18 protein-coding genes and 1 riboswitch are annotated in these 18100 nt (G+C 69.6%); of the genes, 9 read left to right on the top strand and 9 right to left on the bottom strand.

All coding sequences use genetic code 11. From position 1 onward, the window contains the following. Positions 1–10 precede the first annotated feature (10 nt). The 6 genes from ON21_RS11670 to ON21_RS11645 all read left to right on the top strand — a co-directional run bounded on the left by ON21_RS11670 (position 11) and on the right by ON21_RS11645 (position 4384). Entirely contained in the window at positions 11–547 is a 537-nt protein-coding gene (locus ON21_RS11670; protein ID WP_039797838.1) for a DM13 domain-containing protein, read from the top strand. Positions 548–862: 315 nt separating this feature from the next. Continuing rightward, positions 863–1408: an HNH endonuclease gene (locus ON21_RS11665; protein ID WP_039797850.1), complete on the top strand. Its 546-nt coding sequence runs from the start codon at positions 863–865 to the stop codon at positions 1406–1408. Between the two features lie 28 nt (positions 1409–1436). After that, complete coding sequence (locus tag ON21_RS11660; protein ID WP_039797837.1) at positions 1437–1709, top strand: WhiB family transcriptional regulator; 273 nt, start codon at positions 1437–1439, stop codon at positions 1707–1709. A gap of 120 nt (positions 1710–1829) precedes the next feature. Beyond that, the gene (locus ON21_RS11655) at positions 1830–3494 is read left to right on the top strand and encodes a VWA domain-containing protein (protein ID WP_039797836.1); all 1665 of its coding nucleotides are present in this window, start codon (positions 1830–1832) and stop codon (positions 3492–3494) included. 75 nt (positions 3495–3569) lie between these two features. After that, entirely contained in the window at positions 3570–3908 is a 339-nt protein-coding gene (locus tag ON21_RS11650; protein WP_039797834.1) for an ArsR/SmtB family transcription factor, read from the top strand. Beyond that, entirely contained in the window at positions 3905–4384 is a 480-nt protein-coding gene (locus ON21_RS11645; protein ID WP_039797833.1) for an SRPBCC family protein, read from the top strand. Before ON21_RS11650 ends, ON21_RS11645 begins: the two co-directional genes overlap by 4 nt. A gap of 25 nt (positions 4385–4409) precedes the next feature. Here the strand turns inward: ON21_RS11645 and gcvP are convergent, their stop codons facing one another. The 8 genes from gcvP to ON21_RS11605 form a co-directional block, all read right to left on the bottom strand. After that, entirely contained in the window at positions 4410–7220 is a 2811-nt protein-coding gene (gene gcvP, locus ON21_RS11640; RefSeq protein ID WP_051020702.1) for an aminomethyl-transferring glycine dehydrogenase, read from the bottom strand. Positions 7221–7378: 158 nt separating this feature from the next. Beyond that, positions 7379–7478: riboswitch (glycine riboswitch) on the bottom strand. Positions 7479–7579: 101 nt separating this feature from the next. Then, entirely contained in the window at positions 7580–8932 is a 1353-nt protein-coding gene (locus ON21_RS11635; protein ID WP_051020701.1) for a M14 family zinc carboxypeptidase, read from the bottom strand. Positions 8933–9066: 134 nt separating this feature from the next. Continuing rightward, positions 9067–9624, bottom strand: coding sequence for a MerR family transcriptional regulator (locus ON21_RS11630; RefSeq protein ID WP_039797830.1), 558 nt, complete (start codon positions 9622–9624; stop codon positions 9067–9069). Positions 9625–9811: 187 nt separating this feature from the next. Next, entirely contained in the window at positions 9812–10285 is a 474-nt protein-coding gene (locus ON21_RS11625) for a bifunctional nuclease family protein (RefSeq protein WP_039797829.1), read from the bottom strand. Between the two features lie 158 nt (positions 10286–10443). Continuing rightward, positions 10444–11247, bottom strand: coding sequence for a transcriptional regulator FtsR (ftsR, locus tag ON21_RS11620; RefSeq protein WP_063821052.1), 804 nt, complete (start codon positions 11245–11247; stop codon positions 10444–10446). 93 nt (positions 11248–11340) lie between these two features. Continuing rightward, entirely contained in the window at positions 11341–11826 is a 486-nt protein-coding gene (gene odhI, locus ON21_RS11615) for an oxoglutarate dehydrogenase inhibitor Odhl (RefSeq protein ID WP_039797827.1), read from the bottom strand. Between the two features lie 168 nt (positions 11827–11994). Next, on the bottom strand, positions 11995–12393 hold the full coding sequence (gcvH, locus tag ON21_RS11610; RefSeq protein WP_039797826.1) for a glycine cleavage system protein GcvH: 399 nt from the start codon (positions 12391–12393) through the stop codon (positions 11995–11997). Positions 12394–12435: 42 nt separating this feature from the next. Continuing rightward, positions 12436–13029, bottom strand: a complete 594-nt coding sequence (locus ON21_RS11605) for a CDP-alcohol phosphatidyltransferase family protein (RefSeq protein ID WP_039797848.1) — start codon at positions 13027–13029, stop codon at positions 12436–12438. Between the two features lie 218 nt (positions 13030–13247). Between ON21_RS11605 and ON21_RS11600 the strand changes: the two genes are divergently transcribed. The 3 genes from ON21_RS11600 to ON21_RS11590 all read left to right on the top strand — a co-directional run bounded on the left by ON21_RS11600 (position 13248) and on the right by ON21_RS11590 (position 17401). Next, positions 13248–14942: a GMC oxidoreductase gene (locus ON21_RS11600; RefSeq protein ID WP_039797847.1), complete on the top strand. Its 1695-nt coding sequence runs from the start codon at positions 13248–13250 to the stop codon at positions 14940–14942. Positions 14943–14992: 50 nt separating this feature from the next. After that, on the top strand, positions 14993–16390 hold the full coding sequence (locus ON21_RS11595) for a DUF2252 domain-containing protein (RefSeq protein ID WP_039797825.1): 1398 nt from the start codon (positions 14993–14995) through the stop codon (positions 16388–16390). A 114-nt stretch (positions 16391–16504) separates the two neighbouring features. Further along, positions 16505–17401, top strand: coding sequence for a nuclease-related domain-containing protein (locus tag ON21_RS11590; protein ID WP_039797824.1), 897 nt, complete (start codon positions 16505–16507; stop codon positions 17399–17401). 31 nt (positions 17402–17432) lie between these two features. On the opposite strand, the gene ON21_RS11585 is transcribed toward ON21_RS11590, so the two are convergent. Further along, on the bottom strand, positions 17433–18100 hold a 668-nt coding region (locus ON21_RS11585; protein ID WP_039797823.1), incomplete at its 5' end, for an acyl-CoA dehydrogenase.

Here is an 18100-nt window from a genome sequence, read left to right as displayed (position 1 = left end):
AGGAGAAGCCATGGCGTCCGCACGGGCCATCGCTCGATCACCGATCACGTGGGCCGTCGCGGTGCTGTTGATCGTGGGCCTGGGCGCGGGGCTGGCTGTGTTCCAACCGTGGCGGCTGTTCACCGACACCATCGTGCAGGAGGCCGTGCCGTCGGCTCCCCCTGCGCCGGGTCCGGGCGGGATCGAATCCCAGCCGCGCACCATCGCCCAGGGCACGTTCGTCTCCCACGAGCACGCCACCGCGGGCACCGTCGCCGTCCTGCGGCTGGCCGACGGCAGCAGAGTGCTGCGATTGGAGAACCTCGACACATCCGACGGCCCCGACCTGCACGTCTGGCTCACCGACGCGCCGGTGCGCGAGGGCCGCGACGGGTGGTTCGTCTTCGACGACGGCAGCCACACCGATCTGGGCAAGCTCAAAGGCAACCAGGGCAACCAGAACTACCCCATCCCCGCCGATGTCGACCTGACCCGGCTGACCAGCGTAGCCATCTGGTGCGATCGGTTCGACGTCTCCTTCGGCGCGGCCGAACTGCGACCGGCCTGACTCCGGGGTGACCGTCCGCAGCGCCGCCGAAAAATGACCCGACAACGGCGGGTGCGCTGTGCCACCATGTGTTTCGACACCGGCCACCGTCTCGAGGTGGTCGCCGAGCAGTGGAGAGGAGGGGCGGCAGTGATTCCGGAGACGAGTAAGCGAATGAAGACCCTGGCGGCGCCATCGCCGGCCGCGGGCGACGCGTTCGGCAGGCCGTTGCGCGCACGACACGGCGAACCGGACGACAGCCGCCTCCAGGTCCTCGGCTGATCGCCGCATCGCTCTCCTTCTTCGCTCGACCTCGCACGAAACATGGTGATTCCCATGATGTTCCGCCGTGCCGCCGATCAGGCGGCGATAACCGCCGACAATTGGATACACACCGGGGTACTCGTCCTGAACGCCTCCTACGAGGCTCTCGACGAGATCAAGGCCGACCGGGCCGTCGTGCTGCTGGTCGCAGGCGCCGCGGAGACCGTGGCCGACCGCGAGCCGCATTTCCCGATCCGGTCGCGGCACGTGGAAATCGCCCTGCCGCAGACCATTCGGTTGCTGCGCTACGTCTACCTCGAGCACACCGTGCCGGTGCACGACGAGAGCAGGGCCACCCTGGCCGGCGTGCTGCGCCGCGACCGGAACCGGTGCGGCTACTGCGCCGAGTGGGCGCGCACCGTGGACCACATCCGGCCGCGGTCGCGGGGCGGCCCGAACACCTGGAGCAACCTCGTGGCCTGCTGCGCGCCGTGCAACACGGCCAAGGCGGACCGTACCCCGGAGGAGGCGGGCATGCGCCTGCTCTGGGAGCCCAAGGCCCCCACCCATCGGATCCGGCAGCAGCGCCGGATCTGGAAGCACCTCGCCACGACCTGACCACGACCCGAGAAAGGAGAAGATCGCGATGACGCGCACCGAGACCACCGCCGTCGCGGAGCCGACCCTGGCCGACCTGCTCCCGCTCTCGGATTCCCGAGGGTGGCACCGGGCGGCCTGCCGCGGCGACCCGAACCACGAGGCCTGGTTCCCGTACCCGTCCCAGGACTTCGACTACGCCAGGGAAGTCTGCGCGCGCTGCCCGATCCGGGATGCCTGTGGCGAATTCGCCGCGCGCACCGGACAATCCGGCGTCTGGGGCGGGCACGAGTTCGACCGCGGGCGAGTGATCCGCCACTGAGTGGTTCCGCCGCCGCGCCGTACGGCACGGCGGCGGGACAGCGCGACGGCGTCGCGCCTGTACCGGTGCGGGGGAGCCTCGCCGAGTTCGTCCGGCGCCCGTGACCATACACTGGGGCGCGTGGGCACTCATCGCAGCGCAACCAGATCCCGGGGCGTCAGCAAAGGTCCGGTTATCGCATTGGTCGCCGTTGCGTTACTGGCCGCGATCGTGGTCGGCTGGTTCCAGTTGCGCGATCGCGCAGCGAATCAGGACAGCGCGGCCGCGGCCGAGTGCGTGGAAGGGCCCGCGACGCTGTACGTGACGGCCGATCCCAGCATCGCCACGCAGGTGCGGGCCGCCGCGGACGGCTACAACGCCACCCGGCCGAAGGTGCGCGACCACTGCGCGCGGGTCGAGGTCACCGCGCAGCCGTCCGCTGCCGTCGTCGCCGCGTTCACCAGCGGCAAGCCATGGGACCGGGCGCTCGGCCCGCAACCGGCGCTGTGGATCGCCGATTCGACCCGTTCCATCGAGTCCATGCGGGTTCCCGGCCTGATCGAGGGCACGCCGGTGCCCATCGCCGCCAGCCCGATCGTGCTCGCGGTGCCGGATGACCTGCGCCGCGCGCTGGAGCAGGCGGACGTTTCGTGGGCGGACCTGCCGCGGTTGCAGCAGGGTTCACTCGGTGATATCGGCCTGAACGGATGGGGCGGACTGCGGATGGCACTGCCCACGGGTGACGCCACGCTGGCCGCGGCCACGGCGGTCGGCTCCGCGGTCTCGGGCGCGGAACCACTCAGCGAGCAGGCGGCGCGGTCCGGTCAGGTGGTCGCCGCGATCTCCGGGCTCGCCGCCGAGGCTCCCGCGACGTCCGACGCCGCGGCCGCGCTCACGGAGCTCACGGCGCAGAACGCGCCCATGCACGCGATTGCCGCTACCGAACAGCAACTGAAGGGGCTGCCCGGCGTGGTCGCGTTTCGTCCCGCCGGGTCCGCGCTCGTGGCCGACTACCCGGCCGCGTTGATGTCCGGCACGTGGGTGGACAAGACGCAGAACCTCATCGCCGGCCGGTTCACCGACTACCTGCGCAAGCCCGAGCAGGCGCAGGCCTTCGTCGCGGCGGGCTTCGCGGGCGCACCGCAGACCGCGGCCGCCGTCCCGCCCCGCGGCGCGCTCGACAAGGTGCGCGCCACCCTGGCCGACCCCGTGCTCGGCGTGCGGTCCACGGTCCTGGTCGACGTGTCGGCGTCGATGGGTACCGCGGAGGGCGCCACGACGCGTCTGGCGAACGTCCTCGCCGCGCTGAATTCCACGATGACGGTCATGCCGCCCGACTTCGGACTCGGCGTGTGGACCTTCGGCAAGAACCTCGACGGCAGCACGCCGTACCAGGTGGCCGCCGCCACCGCACCGCTGACCACCGAACAGCGCACGAAGATCGGTACCGCGTTGAGCTCGGTGCGCCCGAGCGAGAGCCGGTCAGATCAGGCCTACCCGTCCCTGATCGCCGCGTACAAGAACGCCGTCGCCGGGTACACCCCGGGCCGCACCAATTCGGTGCTGCTGATCACCGACGGACCCGACGACGATTCCACGGTCACCGGCACCCAGCTGGCCGCGGACATCGCCGCCGCGACCGACCGCGCCCGGCCGGTCCGCGTCGACGTCATCGTGATCGGCGGCAGCGGCACCCAGACACTCCAGGCCCTGGCGCAGCAGACCGGCGGTACCTACGCCCGGCTGGCCACCTCCGACGACATCGGCTTCGGCTCGGCCGTCGTCCAGGCGCTCACCACGCCGTAGCGCGTCCTCGAACGAAGACGGGGTCCCGTCTCGGATCATGGACAACCCCTATTGGTAAGTCTAGACTTACGGTTTGTGGGGACTTACCGAGATGCGGCGCTGGACGCGCTGGGTGACCCGACGAGGCGGGCGATCTTCGAGCGCCTCGGCAAGGGGCCGTGCGCGGTAGGGCAGCTGGCCGAGGGCCTGCCGGTGAGCAGGCCCGCCGTGTCCCAGCACCTCAAGGTGCTGGAGCAGGCCGGATTGGTGACCCACGAGGCGGTCGGCACCCGCCGGGTGTACCGCCTGAATCCCACCGGTATCGACGCGCTGCGCGTGTACTTCACGCGGTTCTGGACCACCGCGATGTCGGCTTTCCAGGACGAAGTCGACCGGCGGGTCGCCGAGAAACGAGCCGATCAGGAGCAGTCATGACACAGCAGGCCGACAAGGACGTACGCGTCGAACTCGTGGTCGACGCACCCATCGAGACCGCCTACGAGGTGTTCACCACCGGCATCGACAGCTGGTGGCCGCGCGAGCACCACATCGGCGCGGGCAGGCTCGCCGAGGAGGTGATCGAGCCGCGCGTCGGCGGCCGGTGCCTCGGCCGCGAAGACGACGGCGCCGAATGTCCGTGGGGCACCGTCCTGGTGTGGCAGCCGCCGACCCACTTCGCGTTCTCCTGGGAGATCGGCCTGGACTGGAAACACGACCCCGATCCGGAGCGAGCCAGCCGGGTGGACGTCACCTTCTCGGCCGTCGCTCCCGACCGCACCGCCGTCACACTGGTGCACTCCGGTTTCGACAAGCACGGGCCGGGCTGGGAGTCCATGCACGACGCCGTCGGCAGCGCGGGCGGTTGGCCGGACCTGACGAACACCTACGCGAAAGCGGCCGCCGCACGATGAGCCCGGCGCGCGAACGGGCCGACGCTCAGTCCGCGTACGCCTCCAGCGGCGGACAAGCGCACACCAGGTTCCGGTCGCCGTAGGCGCCGTCGATCCGGCGCACCGGCGGCCACACCTTCGCCCTGGCATGCCCGAGACCGCGGGGGTACACGGCGACTTCCCGGCTGTAGGGGTGGTCCCACTCCCCCACCAGCGATGCCGCGGTGTGCGGCGCACCGCGCAGCGGGTTGTCGGTCACCGGCCACACGCCCGCGGCGACCTGGTCGATCTCCGCCCGGATCGCGATCATCGCCTCGATGAAATCGTCCAGCTCGGCCAGGTTCTCGCTCTCGGTGGGTTCCACCATCAACGTACCGGCCACCGGGAAACTCATGGTCGGCGCGTGGAACCCGTAGTCCGCCAGACGCTTTGCCACATCGTCGACGGTGACGCCGGTCCGCTTGGTGATCTCGCGCAGATCCAGGATGCACTCGTGCGCCACCATGCCGCGCTCGCCGGTGTAGAGCACCGGGAAGTACTCGTCCAGCCGCCGCGCTATGTAGTTCGCCGACGCGATCGCCGACAGTGTGGCGCGGCGCAACCCGTCGGCGCCCATCATGCGAATGTAGGCCCAGGTGATCGGCAGAATCGAGGCCGAGCCGTACTTCGCGGCCGACACCGCGTGCGACCCCGCTTCCAGCGGATCGCCGGGCAGATACCGGGCCAGGTGCGCGCGCACCGCGACCGGGCCGACGCCGGGGCCGCCGCCACCGTGCGGGATGCAGAACGTCTTGTGCAGGTTCAAGTGACTCACGTCGCCGCCGAACCGGCCCGGCCGGGCGAGGCCGACCAGGGCGTTCAGGTTCGCGCCGTCCACGTAGACCTGACCGCCCGCGTCGTGCACCAGCGCGCACAACTCGGCGACCTCGTGCTCGTAGACCCCGTGCGTGGACGGATAGGTGATCATGATGCAGGCCAGGCGATCGGCGTGGTCGGCGATCTTGGCGCGCAGGTCGTCGAGGTCGACGTCGCCGTTGGCGCGGCACTTCACCACCTCCACACGCAGGCCTGCCATCGCCGCCGAGGCCGCGTTGGTGCCGTGTGCGCTGGACGGGATGAGGCAGGTGTCGCGATGGGTGTCGCCGCGATCGAGGTGGTAGCGGCGGATGGCCAGCAACCCCGCGTACTCGCCCTGGCTGCCCGCGTTGGGCTGCAAGCTCACCGAGTCGTAGCCGGTGATGTCCGACAGCCAGCGTTCCAGATCCGCGATCACCTTCAACAGGCCGGGCGCGTCCTCGACCGGCGCGTAGGGATGCACACGGGCGAAACCGGGCCAGGTGATGGCTTCCATCTCGGCGGTGGCGTTGAGCTTCATGGTGCACGAGCCCAGCGGGATCATGCTGCGGTCCAATGCGATGTCCTTGTCGGACAGTGCGCGCAGATACCGCAGCATCGCCGTCTCGGTCCGGTACTTCGTGAACGCGGGATGGGTCAGGAACTGCGAGGTCCGGTTCTCGATCGCCGCGACCGGCGCGGGCGCCCCGGGCTCGGACGGCGCCGCGGTGCCGAACGATTCGAGCACCGCGGCGACATGCGCGTCCGTGGTCGCCTCGTCGCAGGCGATGCCGACGTGGTCGGCGTCGACCAGGCGGAGGTTGATGCCGCGCGACTTCGCTTTCGCCACAACGGCTTCGGCGCCGCCGGGCACGTGTGCGAGCACGGTGTCGAAGAAGCTGTCGTGCACCACCGCGCCGTCCAGCCCGGCCGCGATCGCCGCGGCGTGCCCGTGCACCCGGCGGGCGATCCCCCGCAGCCCGTCGGCGCCGTGGTAGGAGGCGTACATCGCGGCCACGACGGCAAGCAGCACCTGCGCGGTGCAGATGTTGGAGGTCGCCCTCTCCCGGCGGATGTGCTGCTCGCGGGTCTGTAAGGCGAGCCGGTAGGCGACGGCGCCGTCCGCGTCCACCGAGACGCCGACCAGACGGCCGGGCAGCTGGCGGGCCTGTGCCTGCCGCACCGCGAGGTATCCGGCGTGCGGGCCGCCGAAACCCAGCGGGACGCCGAAGCGCTGAGTGGTGCCGAAGCACACGTCGGCGCCCTGCTCACCGGGCGGCGTGATCAGCGCCATCGCCAGCAGGTCGGCCCCGACCGCGACCAACGCGCCCCGGTCGTGTGCCGCGGCGATCACCTCGGTCAGATCCACGACGCGACCGGAAGCCCCTGGTGTCTGCGCCAGCACACCGAAGAACTCTCCGTCGGGCAGCTCTCCGCCGGACAGGTCCGCCTCCACGATCTCCAGACCCAGCGGCTCGGCCCGGGTGTAGAGCACGGTTCTGGTCTGCGGGAACAGGTCGCGGTCGATGACCAGGCGAGGGGACTTCGATCGGCCCGCCCGGCGCAGCAGCGTCATCGCCTCGGCGGCGGCGGTGGCCTCGTCCAGCATGGAGGCGTTGGCGACGTCCATGCCGGTCAGCTCCGACACCATCGTCTGGAAGTTGAGCAGCGCCTCGAGCCTGCCCTGACTGATCTCGGGCTGATAGGGCGTGTAGGCGGTGTACCAGGCCGGATTCTCCAGGAGATTGCGCACCAGCACCGGCGGGGTCAGCGTGTCGTAGTAGCCGAGCCCGATCATCGAGGTGGCCACGGTGTCGGACGCGGCGAGTTCGGCGAGTTCGGCCAGCACTTCGTGCTCGGAGCCCGCCGCGGGCAGCCCGGCCAGGCCGTCGCCGTCCAGGATGCTCGCGGGCAGCGCGGCGGCAGCCAGCTCGTCCAGCGACGACACGCCGACGACCTCCAGGATCCGGGCCAGTTCCTCCCGGTCGGGTCCGATATGGCGGTCGGCGAATGAGCGAGTCACAACAGCTCCCAAGGTCGGGCGGGGTCGACCGGTCGGTCGACGGGTACCGGCCCTCCCCCTCTGTCGTGGCGCCTGAGAGATTCGGGTGACCGCGACCGGTGGCCGAGCCCCTTTCCCCATGGGCGGGCGGCTCGAAGCCGCCGCTTTCCAGAGGCGTCGAAGCCCGCACGGTCCTTTTGCCTGAGAGATTGACGGGGAGGTGCTGCTCCTTCGGCGCTCGGACTCGTTTCGAGACCGAGGCTCTCCCGCACGGCGGCGACGCACCGTCAGTCTAAGCCGACGACACGCCGGAGCGCGCCACGGGACCCCACGCGCACCGTGTCGTTCTGGTCACTCGGAGACCGCGCGGGCATCACCCGTCAGATGGCCAGCCCCGCGCGCAGCCTCGTCGCAGCGAGCACCATCGACTCGGCTTGGACGCCGACCAGCCGAGCCAGTGGCACCGCGACACCCGGCGCGTTCTGCTCCACGTCGGTGCACCATTGGTCGAATATCGCGGCGAACCGGTCGCGCTCCGCGGCCAGCACCGCACCGCCGCCGTGCGCGTATTCCTCCTCCAGCAGGCGCAGCAGCATGCCGCCCAGCCGCAGGCGCAGCATCGCGGTCCAGTCGTACTGCTCGACGAAGATCTCGCCCCGAGTCGCGATCCGATTCCGTTCCGGCACGGACTGTCTGCTCACGGCGAGGCCGGGCAAGCCGGCGACCAGCGCACGCACCGACCGCTCGAACGGACTGCGACCGCTCAATCGGCCGTCGACGTGGACGAGCACCTCGGCGGCGACCTCGGCCATGGCCTGATAGTCGGCGGCCGTGGCGTCGAGCAGATCGCCGAGCACGCGATCGCCCGCCGAGCCGTCGCCGATCCGCGAGTCGACCCACAGCGGCAATTCGCAGACCAGGATCGCCGTGCCGTAGCGCACCGCGTAGTCCCGGCAGCCGCCACCGCCGAGCGCGGCGACCGAGTCGAGGCCCTGGGCCGCCAGCAGATCCGCCATCGCCTCGAACAGCGGCAGCTCGAAGACCCCCGGCGCGAGCGTGCGGGCGCCGGGCGCATCGGGTTCCCCCTGGTAGATCGGCACCCCGGCGGCCCGGAGCCGACAGGTCAGCGCCGACCAGTATTCGGGGTCGCCGCCGGAGGTGTAGAAGAACCCGCCGCCGAACTCCGCGTTGTGCAGGGAGACGATCAGCGCGGGCCGGGTCCGGTCGATCAGCGCCATCATCGCCTTCGTCTCCGGGAGCGGCACCCCGACGCGCCGGCCGCGCCATTCGGTCGGAAAGCACCATTCCGGTTGCTCGGCCGCGGGTGGCCGGTAGAAGCCGCGGGCGACCCCGGTCCTGGTGTGCGGACCGGCGAACCACCCCTCGTTCAACCGCGTTCCATCCGGATCGACGCACAGCAGGAAATGCCAGGTGGCGCCGACGGTCACCGTCTCATCCGCGGCCATCCGGCCGAGCAGATGGCGAATCGTGGCCATCCCGATGGGCTCGTTCGGATGCGGGTTGCCGAAGACCAGGATGTGCCGGTCGCCGGATCCCACCGTCACCTCGCGAATCGGGTCACCGCCGCGGGAACGTCCGAGCTCGGTGATCGAGATCCGGTCCGGGTGACCGGCGGCGAGGGCGTCGGCGAAGGCGTTCAGTTCGTCGACGGTCGGAAACGCGTCGATCCGGTCGATCGGCCCGACGAGTCCGGTGATGTCGCGTGCCTGCACGGCGCCCCCCTTTCGACTGCCGCCGGCCCTTCCCGCCGCCGACGGCGCTGTCACGCACCACGGCCGGGGAGGCTGCACGCCTTACCCGGCCGTGAGAGCGTTTTGTTCATTGTGTTCGCGCAACCGCGCGAATTCTATCCCGTCTTGCGGTTCATCCGCGCCTTGCGACGGAACGACAGCTCGTCCTCCGGACGTTCGGTGATCGCCGACGCGCGCTCCGCGGGGAAGTTGGCGATGGCGCCGGTGAGTTCACGCATGGCGCCGCTCACGGCGATTCCGAACACGCCCTGCCCGCCCTGCAGTAAATCGACCACCTCCTCGGCCGAGGTGCACTCGTACACCGAGGTACCGTCGGAGAAAAGGGTGATTCCCGCCAGGTCCTGCACGCCGCGGCTGCGCAGATGATCGACGGCGATCCGGATGTTCTGCAGCGAGATGCCCGCGTCGAGCAGCCGCTTGACGATCTTCAGGACCAGGATGTCCTTGAACGAGTACAGCCGCTGACTGCCCGAACCCGCGGCGCTCCGGATGGAGGGCACCACCAGACCGGTGCGCGCCCAGTAGTCGAGCTGCCGATAGGTGATTCCGGCCACCTGGCACGCACTGGGAACGCGATAGCCGACCAGGTCGTCAGGTACCGAGTCGTCGGGGAACAGTCCTGGCTGTACCACATCCTGCGATTGCTCTGCCACTGACCACTCCCTTGCTTCGCCGACGCATTCCCAGCCTCATCGATGACCCGGCGCCGTCACCGACCGAATCGGTGCGGATTCGGCCGAAACGGTCGTGGCCCAACTGTCGAGATTACTCCCCACGATTGTCCAGCCAGCGGCGTCATCGAGCCAAACGCGACGCGCGGTAAAAGTCTCGACCTCTACTTCAGCTGTCGGTCGCTTTGAAGTCGTCGGGAGACACCGACTCCAGGAATTCCTTGAACTTCTCCACCTCGTCCTCGCGCTCGTCCGGCATGACGAGGCCGGCTTCCTCGAGCACCGACTCCTCGGCATGGATCGGGCAACCCACCCGCAAGGCGATCGCAATCGAATCCGACGGCCGCGCCGAAATCCGCAGATCGTTCTCGAAGACCAGATCCGCGTAGAAGGTGCCCTCCTGCAGATCGACGATCCGCACTTCCTTCAGGGTGTGCCCCAGCTCGGTGATCAGGATCTTGATCAGGTCGTGCGTCAGCGGACGAATCGGGGTCACCCCCTCCTGCTCGAGGACGATCGCCGTCGCCTCGGCTTGCCCGATCCAGATCGGCAGATACCGGTCGCCCGCCACTTCGCGGAGCAACAGCACGGGCTGGTTCTGTGGCTGCTCGACACGGATGCCGATCACGCGCATTTCGCTCATCGCACTGCCTCCCATACTCGCCGCCGGCCCGGCATGACCGCTGCAGAGCTCGCCGTACCACGAGTCTAGGCGAACCCGCACCGGTCCAGCGATCCGTCTGCACAGCAGAAATCAGGGTGTTGACTCGCCGCGACGAACGGACCGGGGGCCCGCCGGGGTCAGCCCCCGAGCGAGCCCCGGACCGAGGACTTGACCAGACAGGTGTGCAGGGTCAACGACAGCGCGGCCAACTCACGCACCGTCTCCTCCGCGCGGGCGCGCGCACCCGCGTCTCGGCTCTTCGCGATCGGGGCGACGATCTGCGCGACGAGCGCGGCCTCGCGGTCGGCGGCGAGCTTGAACGCACGCAGATGCCGTGCCTCCAAACCGAATTCGGCCATCGCCCGCGCGGTTTTGGCCAGCGTGACCGCGTCCGCGTCGAAGTAGCCCGCCGGGCCGGGCGTGATCAGGTTGGCCCGGATGAGGTCGCTGAGGAACTTCTCCTCGATCCCGGCCTGGTCGAGCAGATCGGCCCGGGTGACCCGGATTTCGTGATCGAACCGCAGATCATCCGGGGAGATCTCGCTCGGCACGACGCCGAGCCTACGAGGCGCGGCCACCGGGCGCACGCCTCGTTCGGAACCCGGCACGGCCGGCTCGGTGTCCGGCGTGCCGCGCCCGGACTCCGGCGCCCCGGGATGGACGGAGTGCGCTCGGGCGCGGGCTTCCCGCACACCGAGCGTCGCCGCACCGCTATCGATTGCCTCGAGCTGTTCCTTGATCACCTTCAGCGGCAGGTATTGATCGCGCTGCGCGGTCAATACGAACCGTAGCCGTTCCACATCCGCCACGGAGAACCTGCGATAGCCGGAAGGCGTCCGTTCCGGCCGGATCAGCCCCTCCGCTTCCAGGAAGCGGATCTTGGAGATGGTGACGTCGGGAAAGTCGGGGCGCAGCAGGTCGAGCACGGAGCCGATCGACATCCCTCCGCGTGCCCACTGCGCCGCACCGGTCACAGCGCCAGGTCCTTCATGACACCGAGCCTTTCATGAGAGCGCGACCCGGCGCCGACGCTGTCATAGACTCCCCGCGCCCGCCGACGAGTCGGACACCTGGGCGCGCGGTCCGGTGAGGAACACCAGCCGGAACTTGCCGATCTGGACCTCGTCACCGTTCTGCAGTTCCGAGGAGTCCACCGGCTCCCGGTTCACATACGTGCCGTTGAGGCTGCCCACGTCGACGACCTGGAACGAATCGTCGTCCTGACGGAACTCGGCGTGCCGACGGCTGACGGTGACGTCGTCGAGAAAGATGTCACTGTCGGGGTGGCGCCCCGCCGACGTGGTCGGCTGATCCAGCAGGAACCGCGAGCCCGCGTTCGGGCCGCGCTTGACGACCAGGAGGGCCGCGCCAACGGGCAGACCCTCGACCCCTTGGACCGGCTGCTCGCCGGTCGCCTCTCCGGAGCGCGACGCGTCGACCTCGTTCAGGAAATCCGCGCGGAAGACCGACGTCGTCTCGGCCGCGGTCTCCCCGTAACCCGGGTCTTTGTTCTCGCTCACCGTTTCTCTCCTCCTCGAACCTGATTATCCATGCAAGCAGGTGATACCTCTGGCACCACGACCTGCCGTCGAGTCACTAGATTCCCGGCACAGCCGCCGGGTGCATCTGTTGGCATTGACCGTACCCTGCCGGGCCGCACCCGTGCAGGTAGAACTGGGAAGGCTGCTTCAGCCCCCGATAACTCCTTGATAACCTGCGGCATCCAGCAGTTCACCGAGCGTCGCGTCGAGACTCGCCGCATCGCCCACCTCCAACTCGAACAGCCATCCGTCCCCGTATGGATCGGTGTTCAGCGTCTCCGGCTCCGAGTTCAGCAGGTCGTTCACCGCAACGACTTTCGCGCTCAGTGGCGCGTAGATGTCGGACACGCTCTTGGTCGACTCCACCTCCGCGATGCTGTCCGCGGCGGCCACTTCCGTGTCCGTCTCGGGCAGCTGCACGAACACAACGTCACCGAGTTGAGACTGGGCGTAGTCGGTGATGCCCACCCGCACCCGGGTCGGGGCGGTCCGGCGTACCCACTCGTGCTCCTCGGTGTAGCGCAGATCCTCGGGGGTCTGGGTCACAGGCCGTCCTTTCGTTTGAACGTTGCACGCAAACTCTATCGGCTACGCCGTCCGGTGCCCCACAGCCGGTATCGCTCTTGCGACCGCGATGGCTTTGCCGGTATAGAGCACGCCGGTCCAGACGTAGACCGCGGTGCCCCAGATCAGCAGTGCCCCGCCGAAGGCTCGCCCGAAACCGGCGCCCGCCCAGTCCATCTGCCCGGCCAGCAGCCAGGGCAGCGCGGACATCAGCGCGAAGGTGGCCGCCTTGCCCAGGTAGATCACCTCCGGCGGGGGCAGGTCGCGGCGCTTGTACACCGACAGCGTCGCGGTGAGCACGAGATCGCGCCCCACCAGCAGCGCCGCCACCCACCACGGAATGAGGCCGCGGATCACGAAAGCCACCAGTGTCGTGACCAGATAGAGCCGGTCGACGAACGGATCGAGCAGTGCCCCCAGCCGTGAGGACTGCTCGAGCAGCCGGGCGAGTTTGCCGTCCAGGAAGTCGGTGATGCCGCTGATGATCAGCAGGGCGAACGCCCAGCCATCGGCCCGCTCGATCAGCAGCAACCACAGGAACAGCGGGACGCCCAGCAGGCGCAGCACGCTCAGCACGTTCGGCACGGTCAGGATGCGGTCGGCGAAGACTCCCCGCACTCCGCCGGCGGCGGCGCGTTCCTCCGGTTGGGCTGCGCCCGATTCGGTTGTCACGCCCCGTGCATACCCCACGCACCCCGTCCCTCGCCATCTCCGCGCGCCGAATTTCCGGATAAAGGCGCGGCGGTCCCGTGCGAGGATGGTTTCCGCCACAGCGCGACGGTGACAGAATGATTTGAAATATTTCTCACTGTGTGGCCGGTGAGCGAGAGGAAGTCATGTCCGCATTCGACTACGACGTGGTGGTGATCGGCTCCGGTTTCGGCGGCAGCGTCAGCGCCCTGCGGCTCACCGAGAAGGGTTACCGGGTCGGTGTGCTCGAGGCAGGCCGCCGATGGAACGCCGAGGACATCCCGCGCACGAATTGGAATGTCCGCAAATCGATCTGGGCGCCGCGCCTCGGCCTCACCGGCCCGCAGCGGATCAGCCTGCTCGGCAAGTGCGCGGTGTTCTCCGGCGCAGGCGTCGGCGGCGGATCGCTGATCTACGGGAACACGCTCTACGAACCTCTGCCCAACTTCTACACCGACCGCCAGTGGGCGCATATCACCGACTGGCGCGCGGAGCTGGCGCCGTACTACGACCAGGCCAAGCGCATGCTCGGCGTCGCGCCCAATCCGCGCACGACCCCGGCCGACGAGGTGATCCGGGAGATCGCCGAGGACCTCGGCGTAGCCGAGACCTACCATCCGACCGATGTCGGCGTGTTCTTCAACGAGAGCGATCCGGGCACGGAGGTCGATGATCCCTACTTCGGCGGAGCGGGCCCGCGCCGCAACGGCTGTGTGCACTGCGCGCGCTGCTTCACCGGCTGCCCGCACAACGCCAAGAACACCACCACGACGAACTATCTCTACCTCGCCGAACAGGCCGGCGCGCAGGTTCACCCGCTGACCACGGCCATCGCAGTGCGGCCACTTCCCGGCGGCGGATACGCCGTCGACACCGAGCGGTCCGGCCGCTGGATCCGCAAGCAGCGCAGAACCTTCACCGCCGAGCAGGTCGTGTTCGCAGGCGCCGCGCTCGGCACCCAGAAGCTGCTGCACAAGATGCGGGACGAGGGTGTGCTGCCGCACCTGTCGCCCCGGCTCGGCGAACTGACCCGGAGCAACTCCGAGGCCATCCTCAACGTGGTCAGCCGCGCCCGCCGCGATTTCGCCGAGGGCATCGCGATCACCTCATCGATCCACCCGGAGCCCGACACCCACGTCGAGGTGTGCCACTACGGCAAGGGACAGAACGCGCTGTTCCCGATGTCGGTGCCCATCGTGGACGGCGGCGCGTTCCGCTTCCTGCGTTTCCTGCTGGCCATCGTGCTGCATCCGCTGGTGTTCCTGCGCAGCCTCGACGCGCGGCACGCCTCGGAGAAGTCGGTGATCCTGCTGATCATGCAGTCGCTGGACAACTCGCTGACCTCGTTCCGCAAGCGCGGGCGGCTGCGCACCAGGCAGGGCACCGGCGAGCCGAATCCGACCTGGATCCCCCTGGCCCACGACATCGGCAGGCGGTTCGGCGCGAAGGTCGACGGCGACACCCACGGCCTGGTCATGGACGTGTTCGACATCCCCGCCACGGCCCACTACATCGGCGGATGCGTGATCGGCGACAGCCCGCGGACCGGCGTGGTCGACCCGTACCAGCGGGTCTACGGCCATCCCGGCCTGCACGTGGCGGACGGCTCGGCGGTGACCGCCAATCTCGGCGTGAACCCGTCGCTGACGATCACCGCGCAGGCCGAGCGCGCGATGGCGTTCTGGCCCAACCGCGACGATGCCGACCCGCGGCCGGAACTGGGCTCGCCCTATCGGCGCATCGCTCCGGTGCCCCCCACGCGACCCGCGGTGCCCGCCGCGGCGCCGGGCGCGCTGCGGTTGCCGATCGAGCCTGCCCCGCCCCGTATCCCGGCGAAATGAGGCCGACTCCACGCGGCGCGGACGGTTGCCACGCGCTAGCGTGATCCGTTGTGTCAGACAGTGGTATCGACCTGCGCTCCTACGTGCCCGCGGAGGAGGTGCGCGCCCGGGGACGCGCGTTGCGTGAGCGGGTTCCGGTCATCGCCAGGGACCGGGAGGCCACCGGCGTCCGGCGTCCGAGCGTGCTCGACTTCGTGGCGGCGAGCAACGCGGGCAGGCTGCCGCACCTGATACCGCTGCGGATCGGACGGATGATCGCCTCGCCGTTCACCTTCTACCGGGGCGCCGCGGGTTTGATGGCGGCCGATCTCGCGGGTGGCCCGGACAGTGGTCTCACGGCCCAGCTGTGCGGTGACGCGCACGCGGCGAACTTCGGCCTCTACGGCACCGCGCGCGGCGAGATCATCATGGACATCAACGATTTCGACGAGACCGTGCCGGGCCCGTGGGAGTGGGATCTGGAGCGCCTCGCCGCCAGCCTGGTGCTGGCCGGGCGCGAGGCGGGCGCCGACGAGGACGAGTGCCGCACCGCGGCGCGCGACGCCGCCCGGTCCTATCGCCTGGCCGTGGACGAACTGGCCGCGATGCCGTTCATGGCGTCCTGGTGCGCGCTGCCCGACGAGTCGGTGCTCGCCCGGGCCAAGGCCGACGACTTGCTCGACGACTTCAAGAAGGCGGCCAAGAAGGCGCGCAAGAACACCAGCGCCAGGGTGGTGGCCAAGTGGACCGAGCACCTCGAGGATCACCAGACCGGCATCCGCAAGCACCGCTTCGTCAGCGATCCCCCGATTCTCACCGCGGTGGACGAGCGCGTCGCGAAGGCGGTGATCGGCGGGCTGGAGCGCTACGCCGACACGCTGCCCGAGTCGCGGCGCAATCTGCTGGCCCGATTCGCCGTCTCCGACATCGCGTTCCGGATCGTCGGGACCGGCAGCGTCGGCCTGCACAGCTATCTCGCGCTGCTGCACGGCAACGACGGCGAGGCACTGGTCCTGCAAGTGAAGCAGGCCGCCGCGGCGGCGCTCGCCCCGTTCCTGCCGACGCCCGCCGCCCGGCACGAGGGTGAGCGAATCGTGCAGGGCGCCAGACTCGTTCAATCCGAGTCGGACCTCCTGCTCGGGTGGACGTCCCTCGACCCGGCCGCCGACGGCGCCGAATTGCCGTTCATCGTCCGGCAGTTCCGCAACATGAAGGGCAGCATCGATCCCGCCGAGCTGCCCGCGGACGATCTGGACGACTACGGGCGGCTGGCGGGCGCGCTGCTGGCCAGGGCCCATTCCCGATCGCTGGATCCGCGGTTGCTGTCGGGGTATCTGGACGGCGACGAGCGCTTCGAGGACGCGGTGGCCGCCTTCGCCGTGCGCTATGCCGACCGCACCGAAGCCGACCACGCCGAACTGGCCGAGGCCGTGCGCGCGGGCCGGATCGACGCCGAGGAACCGGAGTAGCCCCGCCAGTGTTCATCGCCCCGACACGCCGTCCTCCGGCACGGGCGCGGCGAATCCGTTGCGGCACCTAATATCCTGTCCACTGTCGAGTGTCGACGTGAAGGGTGGCCGCCAATGCTCGTGCGAGTCCAGAACGCCGCAGGCACCAATGCCGAGCGGGCGCTCATCGATTGGCTGCGCACCTGGAAGGACCCGGGGAGTCCGCATGGTGTCGCGACGATCACCTGCAGCCTGTTCCACAAGGATCGGCTGCACCAGTTCGATGCCGTGATCTGGACCCCGACCAGTTGTGTGGTGATCGAGGCCGACGCGCTGGTCGCCCGCCAGGACGGCGTGCTGGAGGTCCCGCTCAACGGCGAGTGGACCATCAACGGCGAGCCGGTGGCGACCGAGAGCCGCGACCGTCGCACACCGCTGGACAAGTCCCGCGAGCACACCTTCGCGTTGCAGGAATGGCTGGCCGCCCGCGGCCTCGGGCAGCGGGTGGTGCACGGCGTCGCGCTGCTCGTCCCGCTGCCGGGCGCGCAGCTGCAACTCGAACAGCGGTGGGCCGACCCGAGTTTCGACGTGATCATCGGCAACGATCCGAGCCGGCTCCGGCACTACTTCGACGCGCTCGCCACGGAGGAGAAGCACCTCTGGACGGCCAACGACGTCGCCGTCGCGTTCCGCGGCCTCGGCATCCTGCCCTACCTGCCCGCGCCGCAGGAACTGCTCAACGAGGGCTTCCTCGGCCCGATCGACATCACGCTCTGGCACGGCGGGCCCAACCAGGCGCAGGCCGAGGCCTACGCGGAGGAACTCGCGCAGGCCGAACGGGAAGCGCAAGCGTCCGCCTTCGTGATCCGGGCGCCCTGGTACAGCCCGTGGAAGCTGTACCCGCGCGAATCCGGCGACCTGGACTTCGGCCGCGCGGTGATGCGCACCGTCCTGGCCATCGGCATGGTCATCGCCTTCGTCTGGGTCGTGTGGTTCGTGGTCACCGCGCTCGCGGCGTACGGACCGGGCTGACCGGCCGCCGACGAGCGCGGCGGCCCGGCCGCTACGACGACGCCGTGATCGGCTGCTCCCGCTCGTAGACGCTCGCGTCGTCGAGCATGGCCGCGCGCAGCATCGTCTCCGGGACGCCCATGGCCTCGACCAGGGTCAGAGCGTGCGGACGCAGCCGGTCGACCAGTTCGTTCACGCCGCGGCGCACGGTCTTCGCCCGGTCCACCGACATGAACCGGTGCATGATGTACCAGGCCTGGTTCTCCTCGATGGTGGAGTAGACGAACAGGTCGCACATCCAGTCGGCGAGTTCGCGCGCGGCCGGGTCCTCGATGTCGGAGATCCCTTCGATGAACGCCTCCAGCACCAGCCGGTCGATGTGCGCCGAGCCCGCGGCCAGAATGTGGTCCTGGGCGTTGTTGAACGCTTCGAACGGGCCGGTCTCCTCGGCCCTGGCGCGCAGCCGGTGTGCCGCGGTGCGGACCAGGTAGTCCTCGCGGTCGGCGAACAACTGCAATTGCACCGCCCGGCGGGACAGATCGCCCTCGTCGATGGACTCGTCGCCGCGGTCACGAAGGGTCTGGATCAGCTGGCGCACGCCCGACCGTTTGCGCACCACGTCACCGGCCATGGTCGCGGCGAAGCGCACCCAGCCCAGCGCGTCGAGGTCACGCACCTCGTCGGCGTAGGAGGTGAGCAGTTCCTTGGCCACCAACTGGG

This window comes from Nocardia araoensis NBRC 100135 (assembly GCF_000308435.1).
In the GTDB taxonomy this organism is placed as follows: domain Bacteria; phylum Actinomycetota; class Actinomycetes; order Mycobacteriales; family Mycobacteriaceae; genus Nocardia; species Nocardia araoensis.
Note: the sequence above shows the minus strand (reverse complement) of the source record. Positions and strands in the feature narration are given on the sequence as shown.

Coding starts and splice junctions, on each gene's coding strand:
- ON21_RS11670 (WP_039797838.1), top strand. CDS start 11: ATGGCGTCCGCACGGGCCATCGCTCGATCACCGATCACGTGGGCCGTC.
- ON21_RS11665 (WP_039797850.1), top strand. CDS start 863: ATGATGTTCCGCCGTGCCGCCGATCAGGCGGCGATAACCGCCGACAAT.
- ON21_RS11660 (WP_039797837.1), top strand. CDS start 1,437: ATGACGCGCACCGAGACCACCGCCGTCGCGGAGCCGACCCTGGCCGAC.
- ON21_RS11645 (WP_039797833.1), top strand. CDS start 3,905: ATGACACAGCAGGCCGACAAGGACGTACGCGTCGAACTCGTGGTCGAC.
- ON21_RS11625 (WP_039797829.1), bottom strand. CDS start 10,285: ATGAGCGAAATGCGCGTGATCGGCATCCGTGTCGAGCAGCCACAGAAC.
- ftsR (WP_063821052.1), bottom strand. CDS start 11,247: ATGTCGATCGGCTCCGTGCTCGACCTGCTGCGCCCCGACTTTCCCGAC.
- ON21_RS11600 (WP_039797847.1), top strand. CDS start 13,248: ATGTCCGCATTCGACTACGACGTGGTGGTGATCGGCTCCGGTTTCGGC.
- ON21_RS11590 (WP_039797824.1), top strand. CDS start 16,505: ATGCTCGTGCGAGTCCAGAACGCCGCAGGCACCAATGCCGAGCGGGCG.